This window comes from Paenibacillus sp. cl130, assembly GCF_900116035.1.
In the GTDB taxonomy this organism is placed as follows: Bacteria; Bacillota; Bacilli; order Paenibacillales; family Paenibacillaceae; genus Paenibacillus; species Paenibacillus polymyxa_B.
In genome coordinates this window covers 92,698-110,972 of sequence record NZ_FOYG01000010.1, presented here as the reverse complement: position 1 = coordinate 110,972, position 18,275 = coordinate 92,698, and the positions used below count along the sequence as shown (strand labels likewise).

Genomic DNA, 18,275 nt, shown 5'->3' with positions numbered 1-18,275 from the left:
TCCTATTGTATCACAAGGTAGTACGCTAAAGGCATACCAAATCTATGGATAAAACAAAAAAAACAGAGCGCTACATTTTGCTTCATAGCGTCCCTGTTTCTCACTTAAACCAACCTTTTTCATTAAAACGTGTAATCGCCTCGATCCGGTTACTGACACCCAGCTTATCGAGAATGACTGAAATATAATTGCGCACCGTCCCTGTCGTTAAATACAGTTCACCAGCAATCTCTTTTGTATTCTTTCCGTCAGCAATAAGCGCCAAAACGGTCTTTTCACGCTCTGTTAGCGGGTTGACTTCGGCATAAGCATCATCGACCAGTTCTGGAGCGTAAATACGTCGACCTGCCATAATACTTCGAATGGAGGAAGCCAGCTCTTCACTGGGACTGTCCTTGAGCAGATAACCGTGTGTCCCCGCCTTGATCGCTCGTTCAAAATACCCGGGGCGAGCAAACGTAGTTAAAATCAGTACCTTGCAGTTCAAGGCTTTGAGTTCCTCAGCCGCATCCAATCCGCTCTTAATCGGCATTTCGATGTCCATAATGCATATATCCGGCTGGTGCAGCTTCACCAGTTCTATAGCTTCTTCCCCGTTGCTTGCTTTTCCGACTACTTTCATATCCTCTTCCAAGTCTAGCAGGGAGGCTAGAGCACCCAGCAGCATACGCTGGTCTTCTGCAATAACAATTCGAATCATGGCCCCACCTCCTCATTCGGCTTTTCAGGGATATTGGGCACTTTAATGACCAAGGTCGTTCCCTGATCTGAGCGCAGCTCCATACATCCGTTCACGAATTCGAGCCTTTCCTTCATTCCTTGCAGGCCATTTCCACGAAGGGTTCCATTTTCTCTCGTAGCACCGACTCCATTATCCTGAATCCGAAGAGTTAGTTCCTTACGAGACGGCTCAATAGTGATGGAGCAAGCGGTGGCTCCACTGTGCTTAACCACATTTGTCACTGCTTCCTTCATACACATACTAAGTACATTTTCATTCATTAATGATGTATGCTCCAGCTTCGGGTCGCCCTCCAAGGTCAATTCAATGTGAGCAGCCTTTAAGATCTGCCGAATACGTAACAGCTCATCCTCTAGTCGCATACCTCGCATTTGAGTAACCATTTCCCGCACCTCTTTTAACGCGCTTCTCGCCGTGAGACGAACATCGTTAATTTCAGCATGAGCACGCTCCGGGTACTGATCCATCAGTTTGCCCGCCAAATCGCTCTTCAGCCCGATGAGTGACAGCTTCTGACCTAAGGTATCGTGCAGGTCACGCGCAATTCTTTGCCGTTCCTCCAGCTTAATCAATTCCGATATTTTCTTATTGGCATCCTCTAATTGGACTTGGAGCCGATCGCTTTTGTTGCGATTAAAATTCGTAATCGGAAGGAGAATCACACCGATCAGATTGAGCAGGATAAAAGGAATCTGTTTAATAAAAACGGGATTCTGAGATACAAAACCGTAATTGATCAATCCAATCGTAATAACCATTAAAATGATATACAGCGTCGTAAATGCAGCCTTACTTTTAATATTACCGATCAGATAGGCGATAAATATGGAAAAATACATATAGCTAAACAGCAGTGTCATGGTAATCGATATGGCAATCTGTACACTGGTCCAAAAGTATATGAGCCAGCCTTTTGAGACAAAAGCCAGTACATAACATGCAAAGAATACCAAAATAATAGCAGTACCCAGAATAATATGACTTGTAGATGAAGAGCTAAAGTAGTAAAAGGGCAGGATATAAAAGACGACCCACACATAAGGACTAAGCCCTGTATTTCTTTGGAAAATCTGATACCACTTTTGCATTCTGCCACCCTCTTCTACTTCACATGACTTATATCCCTTATCTTATCATACCACTGTTTCGTCTGCTCGAAAGCACCAAAGATAAAGCCTTTCCTGTGAACCGCAAATGAACACTTTGATTAGAAGCCGTCCATTTTGCGGGAACTGATCTCAAACTTAAGCCATTCGCTGTACACTCCACCCACTGCACCAGATCGTGCTTTGAAATGGGACTGGTCTATATTTCTGATCAGCTCGTTCATGAATTATACATACCTAACGTTATTAAATTTCTTTTCTATATCTTTAGCAAATTTTCCGCCCTCATCGGCTAAATGTTTTCTCATAAAGAATCCACCAAAACCATTTATCCATGCTGCAAAAGCCAGTAGCCGAGATGGAAAGTCCGCTCCAATCGTACAACTAAATTCGCAAGAGTTGTTATCAACAGGCGTGATCTTCATTTCCCATGGAACTCCAACGATGGCGGGTATCCATCGCCATATATATGCTTCTGTCTTGTCAGAGTAGAAACGCAAATGATCCTTTGTGTGCTCTTTTAATTGATAGTGCTGAACAATCATCTCATTCCCCATATTTTCCACATTAACCATATAGAATTCACCATCTTCAAAATAACTGCCCATTGCCTTGTGAGCTTTTGAAAATGATTCATATTCAGCTGGAGTCATCTCAGTTACCCATTTGTACAAATCCACATTTTTAGCTGCAATCTGCAATTTAAATTTCTTTGTCATTCTCATCTTCATTATCCTTCTTTCCTGTAATTTTTCTTGTGAGTTCATCGTGCCAATTCATAATCATTTGAAAATATTCTTTGCCAAACATCAACGTCGCGTGCTCATATACATCCATCTCATGAACGTGCTTCTCTTCTATCAAGGCAAGCTTGTTATATTCACAGGCGACAGTAGTTTGAAAGCTGGCAATCAAACGAACAACCTCAATGTCGTCAAGATATTTATAGAAGAAAAGCTTACTCAAATACTCATAATTAAAAGGGGAAAAAGTACATGGTGTTTTTAACCATTCTATAAATTCACTCTTCCCTTTTTCCGTAATACCATATGATTTTTTGAATCTGCCTTCCTCTACCACTTCTTCATACTTGATAAGCTCCCCCTTTTCCATTTTTTTCAGCATAGGATATATGCTTCCGAAGCTGGCATCAATAAAGTTGGAAGTGCTTATCGTCATCTTCTGCTTGATTTCATATCCTGTCATATCCTTTTCGCAGAGGAACCCAAGTATTACATAAATCAACATAAAATCTATTCCTTCTTTCCTGGCATAGTGAATTATCCTTCTGAAATCAAAGGGAACTTATCTCTGTTTACATGTAGCTAATTTATATATAATCGATATATATCGTTTCGATATATAGAATGTAAAGGTTGACAATCGATTTGTCAATAGCGCTTGCTAAAACAAAGAATGAAAGTACTGCATTTTCAATATAAACAAAAAAATCTAAAAGGATGTTATCCCTTTAGATTTCTCAAAGTAAACTGCAATTTTTCAACATCTCTTCAGAAAAGTTTTGTACAAAGTTATTTTCTTTCTGTGCTTACAACAGGTGTAGGGATGGGTTTCGTAACTGCAACACGTTTGCTGAGGAGCGGCCTCACTTGTTTAAAGGTCAAAAAGGTTTTCGTATTTTCATCCCAAAGTCGGAACTTCAAAGATTGCAGACTGCTACTTACTGTGATCGTGGTCGCCTTTTGAAGTAACGGTGTCGCTTCATGTGCTTTTTCCAAATTATAATTTGGCACTTTTGGGCTCAAGTGATGAACGTGATGAAATCCGATATTGCCCGTAATCCATTGCAATACTTTAGGAAGCTTGTAGTAAGAACTGCCTTCTACGGCCGCATTAATATAGCTCCACTCTTCATCGTGCTCAAAATACGAATCCTCAAATTGGTGTTGTACATAGAACAGCCAGATTCCCAACATACCAGATACAAAAAAGATAGGTGCCTGTACGAGAAGGAAGGCCTGCCATCCAATAGCCCATGACAACAGTGCATACAAGGCAACGATGGATATATTCGTCACATAGGTGTTCATTTTTTCCTTGCGTTTGGCTGTCTTGATATTAAACCGATAGGAAATCAAAAAAGTATAGATCGGACCTAGTCCAAACATAACCCAAGGATTTCGATATATGCGATAGGCCAGCCGTGTCCATGTGGAAGCCTCTGTGTACTCTTCTACCGTAAGCACCCACATGTCACCTGTGCCTCTTTTATCCAGATTACTGCTGGTTGCATGGTGGATTGCGTGACTATTTTTCCATTGGTGATAAGGGCAGAGCGTAATAATACCTGTAATCGTTCCCACAATGTCGTTCAGCTTGCGGCTTTTGAAGAAGGATTGATGACCACAATCATGAAAAATAATAAATGTCCGTACCACAAACCCCGATGCAACAATGGCAATTGGAAGTGTCAGCCAGTACGAAACCGACAGACTAAGATAAGCAGCATACCACAATAGGATCAGTGGACCCAAGGTATTGATGAGTTGCAGAACGCTGGATTTTGTGTTTATTTTCTCGTAGGGAGCCATATTTTTTTTCAATTGGGCTAATGGGAGTTGTGTCATACTCATTATGATCCTCCTTTAAAATGACGCCTATACCTTGATCCTGTTAGGCGTACATGTTGATCTAATCTCAGTATAAGGTAAAGCCTCTAGGCGCTGTAGTCATAAACGTCAGCTCGGGTATATGACATTTGTCATATAGACAAGTAACACAACCCGTTTTCCAAATGTTCGCGGGTTTCTTTTCTGATGATTATTTGTTAAAATATAAGACATAATAACGCTGTATGTGACTGGCGAAGTCAGTGGAATGAACCACGAGGGAGCATACAAAAAAAGCGTACCGTTCGCCTGGGAGAAGTATTTGCAGAGGATTCGTCTGTCTTGACGACCTTGTGCAAATACTTTTTTTCGTTTTAAGACCATGACACCCTGTTGATAAATCATGCGATAAATTCAGAGGAGGCACGGACTATGGCTATAATCATGAAATCCAAAGAAGCAGCTGAGCAAGTATATGCAACGATCCGTTCACAGGTAGAAAAAATGAAGCAGCAAGGACACCGTCCCCATCTGGCGACCCTATTGGTAGAAGGCGATCCGGCATCTGCATACTATGCACGGACCAAGCAAAAAATAGCGGAGAAGCTGGGAATCTCATTTCATCTCCATACTTTTGACCGTCATGTTAGCGAAGCCGAGCTACTGCACCTGATCGGCAGTCTGAACGATGCATCCCATGTACATGGCATTATGCTGGAACTGCCGCTTCCCCAACATCTTTCTGCCTCCGTTATTAAACAATCCATCGCCCCCTACAAGGATATTGATGGAATAACACCTGATAACAAGCTGGCTACCGTAACAGGTGACGCCGGACTATATCCCGCAACACCTCAAGCCTGTATCGAGCTGCTCAAGCATTACGGTCACACCTTGGCAGGCAAAAATGTCACGCTCGTGGGCATCGGGCAGACAGTGGGACTTCCCCTTTTCCACATGTTGCAAAGAGAAAATGCCACCGTTACCGCCTGTCATGCAGGTACGCGTGATATTGCAGAGCATCTGAGCCATGCAGACATTGCCTTCGTCGCAGTCGGATGCCCTGATGTGATTACGCAGGATATGGTCCATCCCGGTCTGATTCTCGTGGATGCAGGAATTAACGAGACACTGGAAGGAAAAATCGTGGGTGACGCTGCTTCAAACGTGGGTGAAAAGGTACATGCCATTTCTCCGGTTCCCGGCGGTGTTGGCACCTTAACGACTGCGATTTTGTACAAAAATCTGCTCAAAGCGATACATCTGCAACACTACTCCAGAGAGGTGGTCTATTCATGAGTGAACTGTCTTGGAACAATTCCATCGGACATTTTCTGAAAGAGGCTGCAAGTGCAGCGCCTACCCCCGGCGGAGGAAGTGTATCCGCATTGGCTGCGGCACTAGGCGCGGCTATGACCTCCATGACCGCCAACCTTTCACAAGGAGAAAAATATGCGCACATCCATGAACAAATCACGGATGTCATTAGTAGCATGGAAAGATTGTCTACACATTGTGAGGAACTAATGGTCGCAGACATCCAATCCTTTGAACAGTACATGACCGCGCTGCGTTTGCCCAAGGAAACAGATGAAGAAAAGCGCTATCGTACCCATTCCTTACAGACAGCGGTGATCGCTGCCATTGAGGTACCCATGCGCCTGCTGGAAGTATGCCGGGACGGATTGTCGCAAGCCTATAACATTGTGGAAATGTCCAATAAAAATGTGATTTCAGATCTTGGCATCGGCGCGATCCTGTTCGAAGCAGCAGCTCAATCTGCCCTGCTTACCGTCGACATTAACCTTGCTTCGCTGAAAGACTTGGATGTCAAATACTCCTATGAGACCAAGACAGCCGCACTCATCCGTGAAATCGGACAAATCAAAGACCAAACCTTGTTGATGGTGCGCAGTCGAATAGCGAATTAGTCTGCTCATAACCGTGTTTAACCTGTTCTAACCAACATATTTCTGCTTACTCGTTAAAAGAAATAGCCTCCAAATCCATCTCTAATCGTGGGTTTGGAGGTTATTTTATTGAAATTCATACATTTTGGAAAACTTTTCTATATTATATACGTCTATGGATAAGGGGATATTCTCGAAGGTATCATTTTTTATCTTATACACATTGATCAAGAAATGAGGAAAATCGTATGAAAAGACGGACTCTATTACTCAGTATAATCACGTTATTGTTATTCAGTTCTAACGCGTGGGCGAACGAAAAGGAGTCTACATCCCATATTCGTTCCTATGATTCTGGGAGTCTGATTCAATCCGATGGAAGCTTGTGGCTGTGGGGCTATAATCAATCCGTACCGACTCGTGTAGAGGGTAAGTCGGACGTTGTAAAAACATTTTCTAATATCATCAACGAGGGCGATCTGGTATTTTCCTTACAAGACCACTCTGCTTGGTATGTGCCTAGAAATAATATTGCTGAATCCGTGAAATTCGTTCCTCTGGAAGGATTACAGAACCTCGCAGCTGTAAGTAGTTTGAATGATCATGTGCTCGCTCTGAGCAGCGAAGGCAGCATATCTTCCGCTGATCGACTCGACAATGGAAACATCTCTAGTCCTTTTCAAACCCTATCTGGCCTCGACGAGGTTGCCAATATAGATAGTTACTATGAGCAAAGACCGGATTATGAGGAACGCTGGATATTTCTAAAGAAAGACGGCAGTGTGTGGAAAAATACAAAAGCCTTGCAGGGCTTCGAACCTATTTCATCATTAAAAGATATTACGGCAATCGCTAAAAACATAGCCTTAAAAAAAGATGGCACCGTGTGGACGTGGCCCAAAGAATTTGATAAAAATGTAACTCCGTCCGAAACTCTATCCGTATCGCAAATTCAAGCCTTATCGGGCATCAAGACAATCAAGGCCGATAGGTATTCCAATCTCGCGATTGATCAGCAAAGTCGACTTTGGTTCTGGGGTGCTACAGTTACAGGTTCCTCAGATAATACAACCTATCACAACGAAAATACCCCTGTACTATTAACAGGAGTAAAGGATGTTAAAGACGCCTTTTTCGTTGAACGCTCCATACTTGCCCTAACCACTGCTGGGAATGTATATGTTGCGTCTCTAGATGGTGAAAAGTTATCATCCAATGCCCCCTTTACATTACTTGCTAAAAATATTCAAAGCATCAAAGCAGGTCCACGGCACGTAATCATGCAAAAAGCAGATGGCGCCCTATGGGGCTGGGGTGTCAACAAACACGCGCAGCTCGGTATAGGGGACTATGAGTTTCTTTATAGTTCACCAGTTCCTGTACAAAAACCGATTCTTGTCCGTCTCAATGGTTCGCCTGTCCCTCTGAGTAATGGTGCCATTACCCGCAACGGGCAGGCTTTTATTCCCCTTCGTTCTGTTTTTGACAAACTGGGGGCCGAGATCGCTTATGATTTCAACAGCAAAATAGCGAATATGAATCAGTCTAAGACAGAAGACCATCCTGTCTCTCTAGAAGTAAATTTCAAAACCAGCCAAACAAAAGTGAACGGTAAAGCCGTAAAACTCACCAATCCGCCCTTCATGGTGAATGGAATTGGTTATCTTCCACTAAGGCTACTCAGCGAAACGCTGGGGGCCAAGGTAGATTGGATACAAAAAGAAGATACTATTGAAATTACGACGAAATAGTAAATAAAAAACCAGTCCAAACATGATTCATGTTGGACTGGTTTTTTATGCTATATACTGCGTGTATTATGCGACTTCCCATCTGTTTTGGACAATTCGTCACAACGCAGAATCTCACACCTATTGTTTAACTTTATTCTCTTTTTCTCTTTCGACCAGCATATCTACGATCATATCAATTTGCCCGGTAATAGCGATTGGATCATAGCGATAATACGTATCAAAATCGTTAAAGAACACTCTATTGTTCTTCACCGCAGGAAGATTCCCCCACACAGCGGACGATTTCAGTTGCTTGAGCGCGTCACCCTTTTTCTCCGGGTCATACGTAGTCAGGAACATATAATCTGCGTCATACTGTGGCAATACCTCCATCGAAAGCTGCACCGTTTGTTCCTTGGAGTTAGCTGTTTTCTTTGGCATATTCAGTTTGAGCGCATTGTACACGGCTTGACCGCCCCGCCCCGCATTGTCGCCAAAGATCCAAAGTGCGTTTTTGTCCGTCAGCTCATACAGACCGAAAGTTGCCTTTTCGTCAATCACACCTTTAAGACGTGCGCGACCTTCAGCGGCCTTTTTATCAAATGCAGCAATAAATTGCTCAGCCTTCTCCTTTTCCCCGGTGATATCGCCGAACAGCTTGACCGTATCATAGATATTAGTCGTCGTACCGTACGGAATGTATAGGGTAGGTGCGATTTTAGACAAAGCCTCATAATTCGTATCCTTCATAACCACGATCAGATCGGGTTTGAGTTCCAGCGTCTTTTCCAAATTGGTCGGATCACCCACCTCTTTGGTTCCTTTTTCCTTCAGCAAATCGGTCAGAAAAGGATTTTGAAACGCAGTCGGCTCCACACCCACCACGTTAGCACCCACGGACAGCAATTCTCCACCGTAAAAATCCGTTACAATGCGCTGTGGCTTAGCAGGAATTTGAATATCCCCTTTAACCGTTTTAAAGCTTCTAGTCTCTCCAGTAGAAGCCGACTCTTGCTTATCTCCTGAAGATGAAGCCGGATTACTTCCATTATTATTTCCGCCGCAAGCGCTGATGAATACAGACAATACAAGTAACATAGCTGTTATCATAAAATACGATTTTCTTTTCAACTGATTAGCCCCCTATATATTGTGAAGATGATCTTCCCGATACACATGATAATGATTATCAATATCGTAAGAAATATATCAAGCGTCGTCCTTACTGTCAACTGAAAAACGAACTTTGCATCATTTCACTTTAAAATGAAAAGACCTGCCAAAATGATGGTCAGGTCTTCTTTGTGGAGCCGTCTCAAAACCTACACATTGGGGCTAGGTTGCTGGAGGCTGCTTTCTGGTGATCGCTGTTTTGTTTTATATTCTTCTCCCCAATCCTTCATCAGGTTAATAATCGGGATCAGCGTTTTTCCAAATTCAGTTAGAGAGTATTCGACCTTGGGAGGAACCTGTTGGTAGACTTCACGGTGAACGACTCCGTCCTCTTCCAGCTCGCGCAATTGGAGTGTCAGCATACGCTGGGTAATTCCCGGACAGATCCGCCGAAAATCACTAAATCGCTTAGTCCCATACATGAGATGATATAAAATAATCCCTTTCCATTTGCCCCCAATCACGTCCAGCGTGTACTCAACAGGACACGCCTGATCATTTCCAGCGGTACATTCCCCAAAGCCGCCTTTCCGATTGCGCATAGGCTTTTCTCCTCCTTGGTATCATTTTATATACTACAGCACATTAATGTGCGTACTTCAAAAACGATCATGTATATTCTAATATTAAGCATGTTACTTGGTAAGCGTCAATTTTAATCACATCCATAAGGAGTGGAATAACGATGGAAACCTTAACTACTACTAAAGATCAAATCTTATCTGCATACGAGTTCAGACATGCAACGAAGGAATTTGATAGCCATAAGAAAATTAGCGATTCTGACTTCGACTTTATTCTTGAAACAGGCCGTTTATCCCCGAGTTCGTTTGGCTTTGAACCCTGGAAATTTGTTGTCGTTCAGAGTAACGCTATGCGTGAGAAGCTGCTGCCTTACTCTTGGGGGGCCCAAAAACAACTGCCAACAGCCAGCCATTTTGTACTCATCCTCTCTAGACTTCCTGAAGATATGGTAGCCTCATCCGATTATATCAAGAGTATGATGGAAAACGTGCAGCAATTACCAGCTGAAGTGATTCAAGGCAGAGAGAAAGTGTATGATGCCTTTCTAAAGTCAGATTTTGGGCTGGAGGAAAATAAAAGAGCCTTGTTCGAGTGGGGCTGCCGACAAACCTACATCGCACTGGGCAACATGATGACTGCCGCAGCTCAAATCGGCATTGATTCCTGCCCTATCGAAGGTTTTAATAAACAGGAAATCGAACGCATCCTCTCCGAGGAAGGCATTATGGATGCCGAGCATTTCGGTATTTCTTGTATGGTGGCATTTGGATACCGTCTCAACGAACCGCGTGGCAAAACTCGGCGATCTGTAGATCAGGTTATTGAATGGGTGTAAAACCTTTTTTCTAAAACAAAGGGGCGTGCCACAACCATTTCCATGGCTGTTGGGACACCCCCTTTTCATAAAACCTCAAGTCTTAAAAATTCTGTCATTCCAAACCCTTACTGATAATTTACTTCTTCCGCGAAATAGATTTCCTTCAAACGATCCTTTACGCGCTGAATTTCATCTGCTGTTAACGGAGCTGTAGGATGCAGCTTAAAGTTCCTTCCAGTAACATAGCTTACATCTGTGTTCTTATCCAGGTTGTATGGTGTCTTTGGAACCGGTGTGCGGGTATAGTCGGTAAAGTCAATAATGGACCATGCCGCATCTCCATCCTCTTTGGATAAAATAATCCGCTGTGAGGCATTTTCGGTCCACAAATAGCGCAGATTCGCTGGTGAATTATTGGAATCCATAGCCGTCTTAATACCTGAGCCTCTAAACATGAGCGTAAACTCCGTATGATCATTACTCAATCCAGCTACCGATTCATAAATCTGTTTCAGCCCGTCCACGCCCACAATCTCAACCTCACGGTCAACAGGGAAGTGCTTCACAAAGTTTTCCCATATTTGAGACATGTTATGGTTTTTGGCAAGCCAGTTGACATCCAAAATAATGGACATGTAGTTTACTGTATTCAAACGTTGATACGGGTTATCTAAATATTGCTGTGCTATATACAGTTGTGGTGCCGCATCCGTTTCCGTCACATATGGATCACCTGGATGGAGAGTCCAGCGTGAAGAATCTTTGGTATAGCGCGACCCGATGGGATCAATCGAAATCGAATTCATAAATACGATACCGCTATTATTTGTAAGCCCCTGTGCCGGAACAATCGGATTATCCTTATGGGACCAGTAAGGCATCAAAGGTGAACCCTCACCATACATGTTGTTCACATTATACTGTGTAGCCGACCACCCCATCGCTGAGGTAATCTTAAAATGATCCTTAAGCCATTGGGCCTGCTCAGGATTCACCGTAAAGCCGGTCAATGATTTAGGCAGATACTTCCGATATTGGTCTGTATCCATACTTTCAAACACCGAAGGTGATCCCAACGAACCAGATTGGTGCAGCTCATTGAGGGCATTATAACGATACATATACAACCACTCGTTCATCTGTGCTTCCCATTCAGGAAGATCAAACAGATTATTCGGATACCCATCCAAAATCCCGACTTCATCGCCATACTGATCCACGTATTCCAAAACCTTTTTAAGCTGCGGACGATTTGATTCCACAAAAATAAATCTATTTTCCATGGCCCACGTCACTTTTAAGTTGGTACCAAAGTGATCCATCAGCAATTGACGCGACTGCTCAATTTGCTCTACCGTGGTCGTACTGCCCGCATCTTTTCCCTGTAGCATCATGGAGATAGCAAAATATTGCTTTTTGCGTGCTCCTGGTACTACAGTTAACTCGGCATCGGATATGAAGTGAATTCCCTGAGAGGGTGATTCAACCTCAATCTTGAATGGAATGACAGAGTTCAATGCAGGAATCAGATGCAGGTTGGCAATATGTCCATCCTCGTCAAATATCCCTCTGGAATCCTCTATACGAAGCTTCAAGTCTGACGGCAATAGACCGGACGGTATGACCTCTCCCTTTGCATTTTGAAATACATAGGGCATGCTCCAGGCTGTAGGGTCTAGAGTAGTGGCCTGTGAAATGGTGTACGTCGCCAAGTATACGGACCTGATTACACTCGGGTCCTCTACCGGAGGAGTCTTCCCTTTCACGATCAGCTTGGTCTGTGCTTTAAGTACCCGATAAGGTTTAGCAATGGTGACTTCCATCTCTACAGGAATATAACCATCAGCAGCAGGTATATTTTCGGAATGCGCAATTTTCCCATGTTCATCAAATACACCTAATGTATCACTAAATGTGTAGGTGACACTTGTGACGCTAACAGCGGGAATGCTTACCAAGTGCCCTTTATTGTAGAGATCAAAGGACAGCTGATACGAAGGATACGTTTCCGGTTGATTGACCAACTCGGGCGCCTTGATTACTACCTCATCCACCACGAAATCCGACGAATGATCCGGTGGTTCTGACGGAGTCACTGGCGGTATGATTGGTGGTATCACTGGCGGTGTCACTGGTGGTATCACCGGTGGTTTGGGACTAGGTTCTGGTCGTATAATTGGCGGTTCCGGCTTCGGCTCTGTTGGTGTTACCGGAGATACCGGTGGATCGGGTCTTGGACTATGGCTTTTAGGCTCTTCGATCTCCGGATTCGCACGCTGGTGACTGATTTCCGGCGCCAGGTCGACCACGATCTTCCTCGATTCCGTTGGACTGGCTGGCTGATTCGTCATTGCAGTTCCATTTCCTAATGATTCCAGCAAACGCTTAGCACGTTCTCTCAGACCGTCACCGCCTAGCCATATCCGATATGCTACCAGTGTAGCATCCTGCCGTCTCACAGACTCTTTGGGATGGAAATAATGATTCGTATCCCCCTCGATCAGCTCCAACCGTTCCATCAGCCATACGCTCGTTTGTGCATAGTCTGATATATCAGCCTGATCCACAAAACTAGATCTATCGGAAGCGCGGGTATCTTCAGAAACGCCGAAATACCTGGCATACCACACCGCCATATCCTGACGGGTCATATTATGCTTTGCACCGAATAACTGATCACTAATTCCTTTGGTAATGTTCTCTGCTTGCAAGGTCTGCACATAGGGTAGAGCCCACGGTGACACATCACTAAAAGAAGCAACGCTTTTGTTAACCGAAGTTCGTTTTAAGGTTTTAACGAAAATGCTCGCCCATTCCTGCCTCGAAATAAAATGCACAGGTCGAAAACTACCATCCTGATAACCCGTAACATACCCTTGAGCAGCCATGGCTTCAATTGCATCAGCTGCGTAGGAATGTTCGATATCGTTAAAGACCCTGTCTGCAAAAACAGGCACAGTATGTATACAGAACAACCAAACAGCCAGTAAAGCAGCGATGTACTGCCTAATTTGTTTTAACTTTTTTTCACATTTCATATTATTTGGATCCTTGCACCTCCTTTACGATATAGCATCAGGTCACTTCCACCTGCACTTCTGTTTCAACTCTGAAAATTATCTCTTTTGTTTTCAAACGGATTTCATTTCAATTAACACCAAACTGTATATACTTGAATTATCGGAATAATATCCCTAGGATTGAATAAAGACAGCAAAAAAAGTAGTTATAGATTACGGTTCCATCCGTAAAATTGTCATTATTTTAAAGGCATATATCCCGATCTTTTAAAATGGTTTTCATTGGGAATTAAATTTCCAGCATTTTTTCATTACTAAATTTTCTAATGCGAGCATCACAATAAAAAAGATAACATCATGTATAAAGCACCATACACAATGTTATCTCTTCTTTTGTTTTTATTGGCTATCTCCATCAGCTGTTGATTCTTTGTTGCCAGCACCCTTAAAAACATAATAATAACCTTCTGAAATCCCGTCTTGCGGATAAGCTGCAGGATCTTCGCTGGTTACTTGACCTACAAGCTCCCGATTCTTAAACGTGTGAGGACCTTCCTCTATTAGCGCCTCAGCAGACATCCCACTGATAAGTCTTACGGTACTGGACCAGAATGTAACTAAATATATATCGTTAGCATTAAATTGAAAGCGTCCTTCACTGGGTGTCCCCTCATAAAACAGCTCAGACAAAGAAGCCGCTTCTGATCCTCTCATAAAAATTTGAATATCACTAGTTCCATTCCATCTATGAGGAATTCCGCCTCTGGGATTGATATACTCTACAACCTCAGGCTCCTGATCGCGAAGAAAATCAGTAACTGTAAATTTGTACACATCATCCGTTATACTCTCGGTTACAACTCCAGTTGTTTTCCCTGTTTTATAGCCACTGAAATCTCCATACACATTTGGGGTTTGACTTAAAGCTGCAAAAAACCTTTCCTGATCCATATATTCGACTCTTCCAGGTACCGCAGTCAATCTATATGTCTTGACCTCAGTGCCCTTGTACTTATCCCAAGTATATTCTGTAGCTGCATAAGATACTCCACTGTTCCAGCTCACAGATGCCACCATGAGAATACCTATCATCAATAATAATGGCCATTTTTTCAACACCATACCCTCAACCTCTTTCTCAAAGTACACTCAAATCATTATTAGCATTATAGCTTTTCAATAGTTCTATTAACAGTTAAATATTAGAAAAAAGTGTGGATGATTTTTGTCACCTATGAGCTACAAAATTTCCTTGAACAACTGGCAGCCCCTGTCCACTTTACTTTATGATGGATGGGTAGCAGAACATAATAAAGGCATTATGGAGAGAGAATACTGGGGTCTATAACGGCTTTATTCCAAGCTAGGATTTTCGGAAATTTATACGTATTGGTATCAAGTTAAAACATGCATTGAATAAGCTATTTCCCCTGTATTCTGCTGATCGGTTGCTGCTTTGAGACGTTTTTCCATTTCCGTAGACACCATAATGTTTAACAGACCCATGAGATTATTTGTCTCATCTCTTGCTTTTCGATAGGCAGCAGTGAAGACTTTTTCATTTGCAGCAGGATTTTTAAGATCGCTCAGTTTCTTCCACTCGGGCTTAACGCGTTGATCATACATATTGTACAAGCTGATGTCTGTGGGGGTTTGTGCAACAGGCAGTACAGATTCAAATTCCGAGGCAACCTTAAAGAAGCCCATCGCGTTTTGGACAGATGGACTAGAGTAATCATGCGTCTTCATCGCTTCTTCTAAAATATGAAGTCCCTCGCGTGACAAATAGAGCATTTTGACGAGTCCTCTTTCTGTATTAGAGGTTTCCTCCCACTTCTTGTAGGACTCACCTGGAGCAACTCCCTCTGTAAAAAAAGTATAAGCTTCATGAATAAATTCATCTGTATTCAGGTGGATGGGCTCTTCTGTATATAAATTCACGACAGAATCACTGTAATTTGCAATGTTTACCTGTTTCCCGGTTGGATCGGAAACCCGCCGAATCGGATGATCCGGTACTCGTACCAGTCCATAACGATCCGCAAAGGTAAGAAGCTGCTCCTGCGTCGTATTTAACCCTATTTGTCCTGCTGGCTGCTCGGGTTTCGTTGCTTCTTTAGCCACATCTGAGTACGTCTTCCCATTACTTTTTGCAGCTTGGTCTGTAGTATTGCTCACAATACCATCCACACCAGCCTGTTCCGCATTGTCCGCCTTGGTATTCTGTGTAGTCGTAGTCGTTGCTGCTCCAGTCGTAGATTCACCTTCAATTTGCTTTTTGGAGTCACCGCATGCGTTCAGCATAGCAGTTAAACTTATTACAGCAGTCAACAAAATAATATACGCTTTTGCCTTCATTCAGTATCTTCCTCATTTCCTTATGTATCATTCTTTATACCTTCGCGGTCTGATTGTAACCTTCAATAATATGGAATTAATCTTATCAAAAAATAAAAATGAGGGAATACTGGACCATACTCCTGATTATCTTCGATGATTCTATAGTAATTCGTTGTTTTCTGAACTAAAGTCGTGGCTCTCAACCTATATAATGGGCAAATTGCCCGTTGACTTTCGGAATACTTGATCCTCGGTGCTACTCCTGCCTGTTCAAGTTACATTATAGTTGGTTCCTAGTTTTCAAAAGCCGATCGTTCTGTTTTAAAACAGTAGGTTGTAGTAAATCGAATATTACAAACGAAAGCACCTGTAATTCATATAGAAATGGATGAATTACAGATGCTTTTCTATTAGTTAGTAAAGAGACTCCCAATTTTATTGTTTTTATGAATATTTTCCGTTCCGGCTTCCAACGCAGTTTTGTAATATGAGCATTTATGTTCAATTACTTCCATTGTTTTTTTAAGTTCTTCCATTTGTACTTCTACAGTAGCTTTTCGTTCCATAAACATGTCATATCTTTGTTGTAGTGTGGAATCCCCACCAGAACACCAATCAATAAAATTTTTAATTTCTTTGATCGGCATCCCGGTGGATTTTAGACATTCAATTATTGTTAAAGCGTCGATATCGGATTCTTTAAATAATCTTGTTCCGCTAGATGTCCGTTCTACAAAAGGCATAAGTCCTTCCTTATCGTAGTAACGTAAGGTATATGCTGTAAGATTCAATTCTTTTGCAACTTCGCTGATAGAATATGTCTTCATCATGTATCTCCTATTTTTAATGACATAGACTTCGAGTTAACTCTAGGGTGTAAGGGGAATTCTATCAAGTTATTTGTTGAATGTCAAAGTCCCCTTATAGGAAAAGTAGAATCAGATGCTATCTAACGAAATATAATTAGCAAGAAAACAACATTACTGAATAGAGGCTTATAAACCTGCGCTTGACTTAGAGTTAACTATAAGGATTAACATTGATTTGCAAGAGAAAAAGTATAAATGGAAATGAATGAAGGGCAACTTCAACCGACTTCCGCTAGTTTTCAATTTATACCGATATAACTGCATTCTCTTGAAAAATACAAATAATAGGAGGCTATTTATGATAACTGCTAAAGCACGAGCTGTCGATGGCCCAGACAAACCGTTTCGATCGGCTGAAATTAAACGACGGGATCTTGATTCATACGATGTTCTGATTGAAATTAAATATGCCGGAATATGCCATTCTGACATCCACACTGCTCACGGTGAATGGGGACCAGTGAACTACCCTCTCGTACCTGGACATGAAATTGCAGGGATTGTCACGGAGGTAGGATCTAAGGTTACAAAGTACAGAGTTGGTGACCGGGTAGGGGTTGGCTGTATGGTTGATTCCTGTGGCGAATGTGAGAACTGTCGTAAAGGAGAGGAACAATACTGCCTTAAAGGAAATGTCCCTACCTATGCTGGTGTTGACAAATACGGCGAGCCTACACAAGGCGGATATTCTACCCACATTGTCGTAACTGAGGATTTTGTAGTGAAAATTCCAGATAACATTGAGCTAGACGTGGCTGCTCCATTACTTTGTGCAGGTATTACGACTTATTCACCGTTGAACCGCTGGGGTGCTGGTCCAGATAAGAAAGTGGCCGTTGTGGGAATGGGAGGCCTTGGCCATATGGCTATCAAGATTGCACATGCTATGGGTGCTGAGGTAACCGTTCTATCACAAACATTAAAGAAAAAAGATGATGGCTTGCAATTTGGTGCGGATCACTATTATGCTACAAGCGAACCAGAAACATTTGAAAAGCTTGCTGGGCACTTTGATTTGATTATTAACACGGTAAGTGCTGCCATCGATATGGATGCTTATTTTGCACTACTCAATCTAGATGGAACTTTGGTGAATGTCGGTGCCCCTGGGGAGCCGTTGTCACTAAATGTGATGTCCCTTATCGGACATCGCCGTTCATTTGCTGGTTCAATGATAGGAGGCATCCGTGAGACACAGGAAATGTTGGATTTTTGTGCAAAACACAATATTGTTCCTAAAATTGAAGTGATATCGGCCGACCAGATTGACGAAGCCTACAAACGAGTGTTAGCTTCTGATGTGAAGTATAGATTCGTGATTGACATTAGCACAATGTAAGCTATGTAAATCATAAGTTGTACAAGTGATTTTAATTTTGAAGGTGTCCCCAAAGTATTACTTGGGACACCTTCACTTTATTCTGTGTACCATCCTATTGTCTATTTCCTCTTTTTTGTATTTATTTGTAA

At 42.5% G+C, this 18,275-nt stretch carries 17 protein-coding genes and 1 riboswitch; of the genes, 5 read left to right on the top strand and 12 right to left on the bottom strand.

Going from position 1 to position 18,275, the window contains the following annotated elements; all coding sequences use genetic code 11:
- Positions 1 to 100 precede the first annotated feature (100 nt).
- From BM358_RS22880 to BM358_RS22860, 6 genes are all read right to left on the bottom strand, one after another.
- Entirely contained in the window at positions 101 to 700 is a 600-nt protein-coding gene (locus BM358_RS22880) for a response regulator transcription factor (RefSeq protein WP_013308918.1), read from the bottom strand.
- On the bottom strand, positions 697 to 1,830 hold the full coding sequence (locus tag BM358_RS22875; RefSeq protein ID WP_023987129.1) for a sensor histidine kinase: 1,134 nt from the start codon (positions 1,828 to 1,830) through the stop codon (positions 697 to 699). The genes BM358_RS22880 and BM358_RS22875 overlap by 4 nt, the downstream gene beginning before the upstream one ends.
- 119 nt (positions 1,831 to 1,949) lie before the next feature.
- A complete protein-coding gene (locus BM358_RS27005) occupies positions 1,950 to 2,072 on the bottom strand; it encodes a hypothetical protein (RefSeq protein WP_256026584.1) in 123 nt (40 codons plus the stop codon).
- 3 nt (positions 2,073 to 2,075) lie between these two features.
- A complete protein-coding gene (locus BM358_RS22870; protein ID WP_028542035.1) occupies positions 2,076 to 2,573 on the bottom strand; it encodes a hypothetical protein in 498 nt (165 codons plus the stop codon).
- Entirely contained in the window at positions 2,551 to 3,096 is a 546-nt protein-coding gene (locus BM358_RS22865) for a PadR family transcriptional regulator (protein WP_028542034.1), read from the bottom strand. Before BM358_RS22865 ends, BM358_RS22870 begins: the two co-directional genes overlap by 23 nt.
- A gap of 284 nt (positions 3,097 to 3,380) precedes the next feature.
- A complete protein-coding gene (locus BM358_RS22860) occupies positions 3,381 to 4,442 on the bottom strand; it encodes a Delta(5) desaturase DesA (protein WP_023987126.1) in 1,062 nt (353 codons plus the stop codon).
- Positions 4,443 to 4,655: 213 nt separating this feature from the next.
- Positions 4,656 to 4,740: riboswitch (ZMP/ZTP riboswitch) on the top strand.
- A 110-nt stretch (positions 4,741 to 4,850) separates the two neighbouring features.
- On the opposite strand from BM358_RS22860, the gene BM358_RS22855 reads away from it, so the two are divergent.
- The 3 genes from BM358_RS22855 to BM358_RS22845 all read left to right on the top strand — a co-directional run bounded on the left by BM358_RS22855 (position 4,851) and on the right by BM358_RS22845 (position 8,079).
- Positions 4,851 to 5,717 carry a bifunctional 5,10-methylenetetrahydrofolate dehydrogenase/5,10-methenyltetrahydrofolate cyclohydrolase gene (locus tag BM358_RS22855; protein WP_023987125.1) on the top strand — a complete coding sequence of 289 codons (867 nt, stop codon included), beginning with the start codon at positions 4,851 to 4,853 and terminating at the stop codon, positions 5,715 to 5,717.
- Positions 5,714 to 6,349, top strand: a complete 636-nt coding sequence (locus BM358_RS22850; RefSeq protein ID WP_023987124.1) for a cyclodeaminase/cyclohydrolase family protein — start codon at positions 5,714 to 5,716, stop codon at positions 6,347 to 6,349. The genes BM358_RS22855 and BM358_RS22850 overlap by 4 nt, the downstream gene beginning before the upstream one ends.
- Before the next feature lie 227 nt (positions 6,350 to 6,576).
- Complete coding sequence (locus BM358_RS22845) at positions 6,577 to 8,079, top strand: stalk domain-containing protein (RefSeq protein WP_028542033.1); 1,503 nt, start codon at positions 6,577 to 6,579, stop codon at positions 8,077 to 8,079.
- Between the two features lie 120 nt (positions 8,080 to 8,199).
- Here BM358_RS22845 and BM358_RS22840 read toward each other — a convergent pair whose 3' ends face one another.
- Together BM358_RS22840 and BM358_RS22835 are read right to left on the bottom strand one after the other, a co-directional pair.
- Positions 8,200 to 9,192 (bottom strand): ABC transporter substrate-binding protein, encoded by a 993-nt coding sequence (locus BM358_RS22840; RefSeq protein ID WP_028542032.1) that lies wholly within the window; start codon positions 9,190 to 9,192, stop codon positions 8,200 to 8,202.
- Positions 9,193 to 9,383: 191 nt separating this feature from the next.
- A complete protein-coding gene (locus BM358_RS22835) occupies positions 9,384 to 9,776 on the bottom strand; it encodes a winged helix-turn-helix transcriptional regulator (protein WP_023987122.1) in 393 nt (130 codons plus the stop codon).
- A gap of 143 nt (positions 9,777 to 9,919) precedes the next feature.
- Between BM358_RS22835 and BM358_RS22830 the strand changes: the two genes are divergently transcribed.
- A complete protein-coding gene (locus tag BM358_RS22830) occupies positions 9,920 to 10,594 on the top strand; it encodes an NAD(P)H-dependent oxidoreductase (RefSeq protein WP_023987121.1) in 675 nt (224 codons plus the stop codon).
- Between the two features lie 107 nt (positions 10,595 to 10,701).
- On the opposite strand, the gene BM358_RS22825 is transcribed toward BM358_RS22830, so the two are convergent.
- From BM358_RS22825 to BM358_RS22810, 4 genes are all read right to left on the bottom strand, one after another.
- A complete protein-coding gene (locus tag BM358_RS22825) occupies positions 10,702 to 13,614 on the bottom strand; it encodes an S-layer homology domain-containing protein (RefSeq protein WP_028542031.1) in 2,913 nt (970 codons plus the stop codon).
- A gap of 381 nt (positions 13,615 to 13,995) precedes the next feature.
- Positions 13,996 to 14,718 carry a hypothetical protein gene (locus BM358_RS22820; protein ID WP_028542030.1) on the bottom strand — a complete coding sequence of 241 codons (723 nt, stop codon included), beginning with the start codon at positions 14,716 to 14,718 and terminating at the stop codon, positions 13,996 to 13,998.
- Between the two features lie 273 nt (positions 14,719 to 14,991).
- Positions 14,992 to 15,954 (bottom strand): hypothetical protein, encoded by a 963-nt coding sequence (locus tag BM358_RS22815; RefSeq protein ID WP_028542029.1) that lies wholly within the window; start codon positions 15,952 to 15,954, stop codon positions 14,992 to 14,994.
- A gap of 392 nt (positions 15,955 to 16,346) precedes the next feature.
- Complete coding sequence (locus BM358_RS22810; protein ID WP_028542028.1) at positions 16,347 to 16,763, bottom strand: MerR family transcriptional regulator; 417 nt, start codon at positions 16,761 to 16,763, stop codon at positions 16,347 to 16,349.
- Positions 16,764 to 17,103: 340 nt separating this feature from the next.
- Here BM358_RS22810 and BM358_RS22805 point away from each other — a divergent pair, with 340 nt between their 5' ends.
- Positions 17,104 to 18,144 carry an NAD(P)-dependent alcohol dehydrogenase gene (locus BM358_RS22805; protein WP_023987116.1) on the top strand — a complete coding sequence of 347 codons (1,041 nt, stop codon included), beginning with the start codon at positions 17,104 to 17,106 and terminating at the stop codon, positions 18,142 to 18,144.
- Positions 18,145 to 18,275 lie beyond the last annotated feature (131 nt).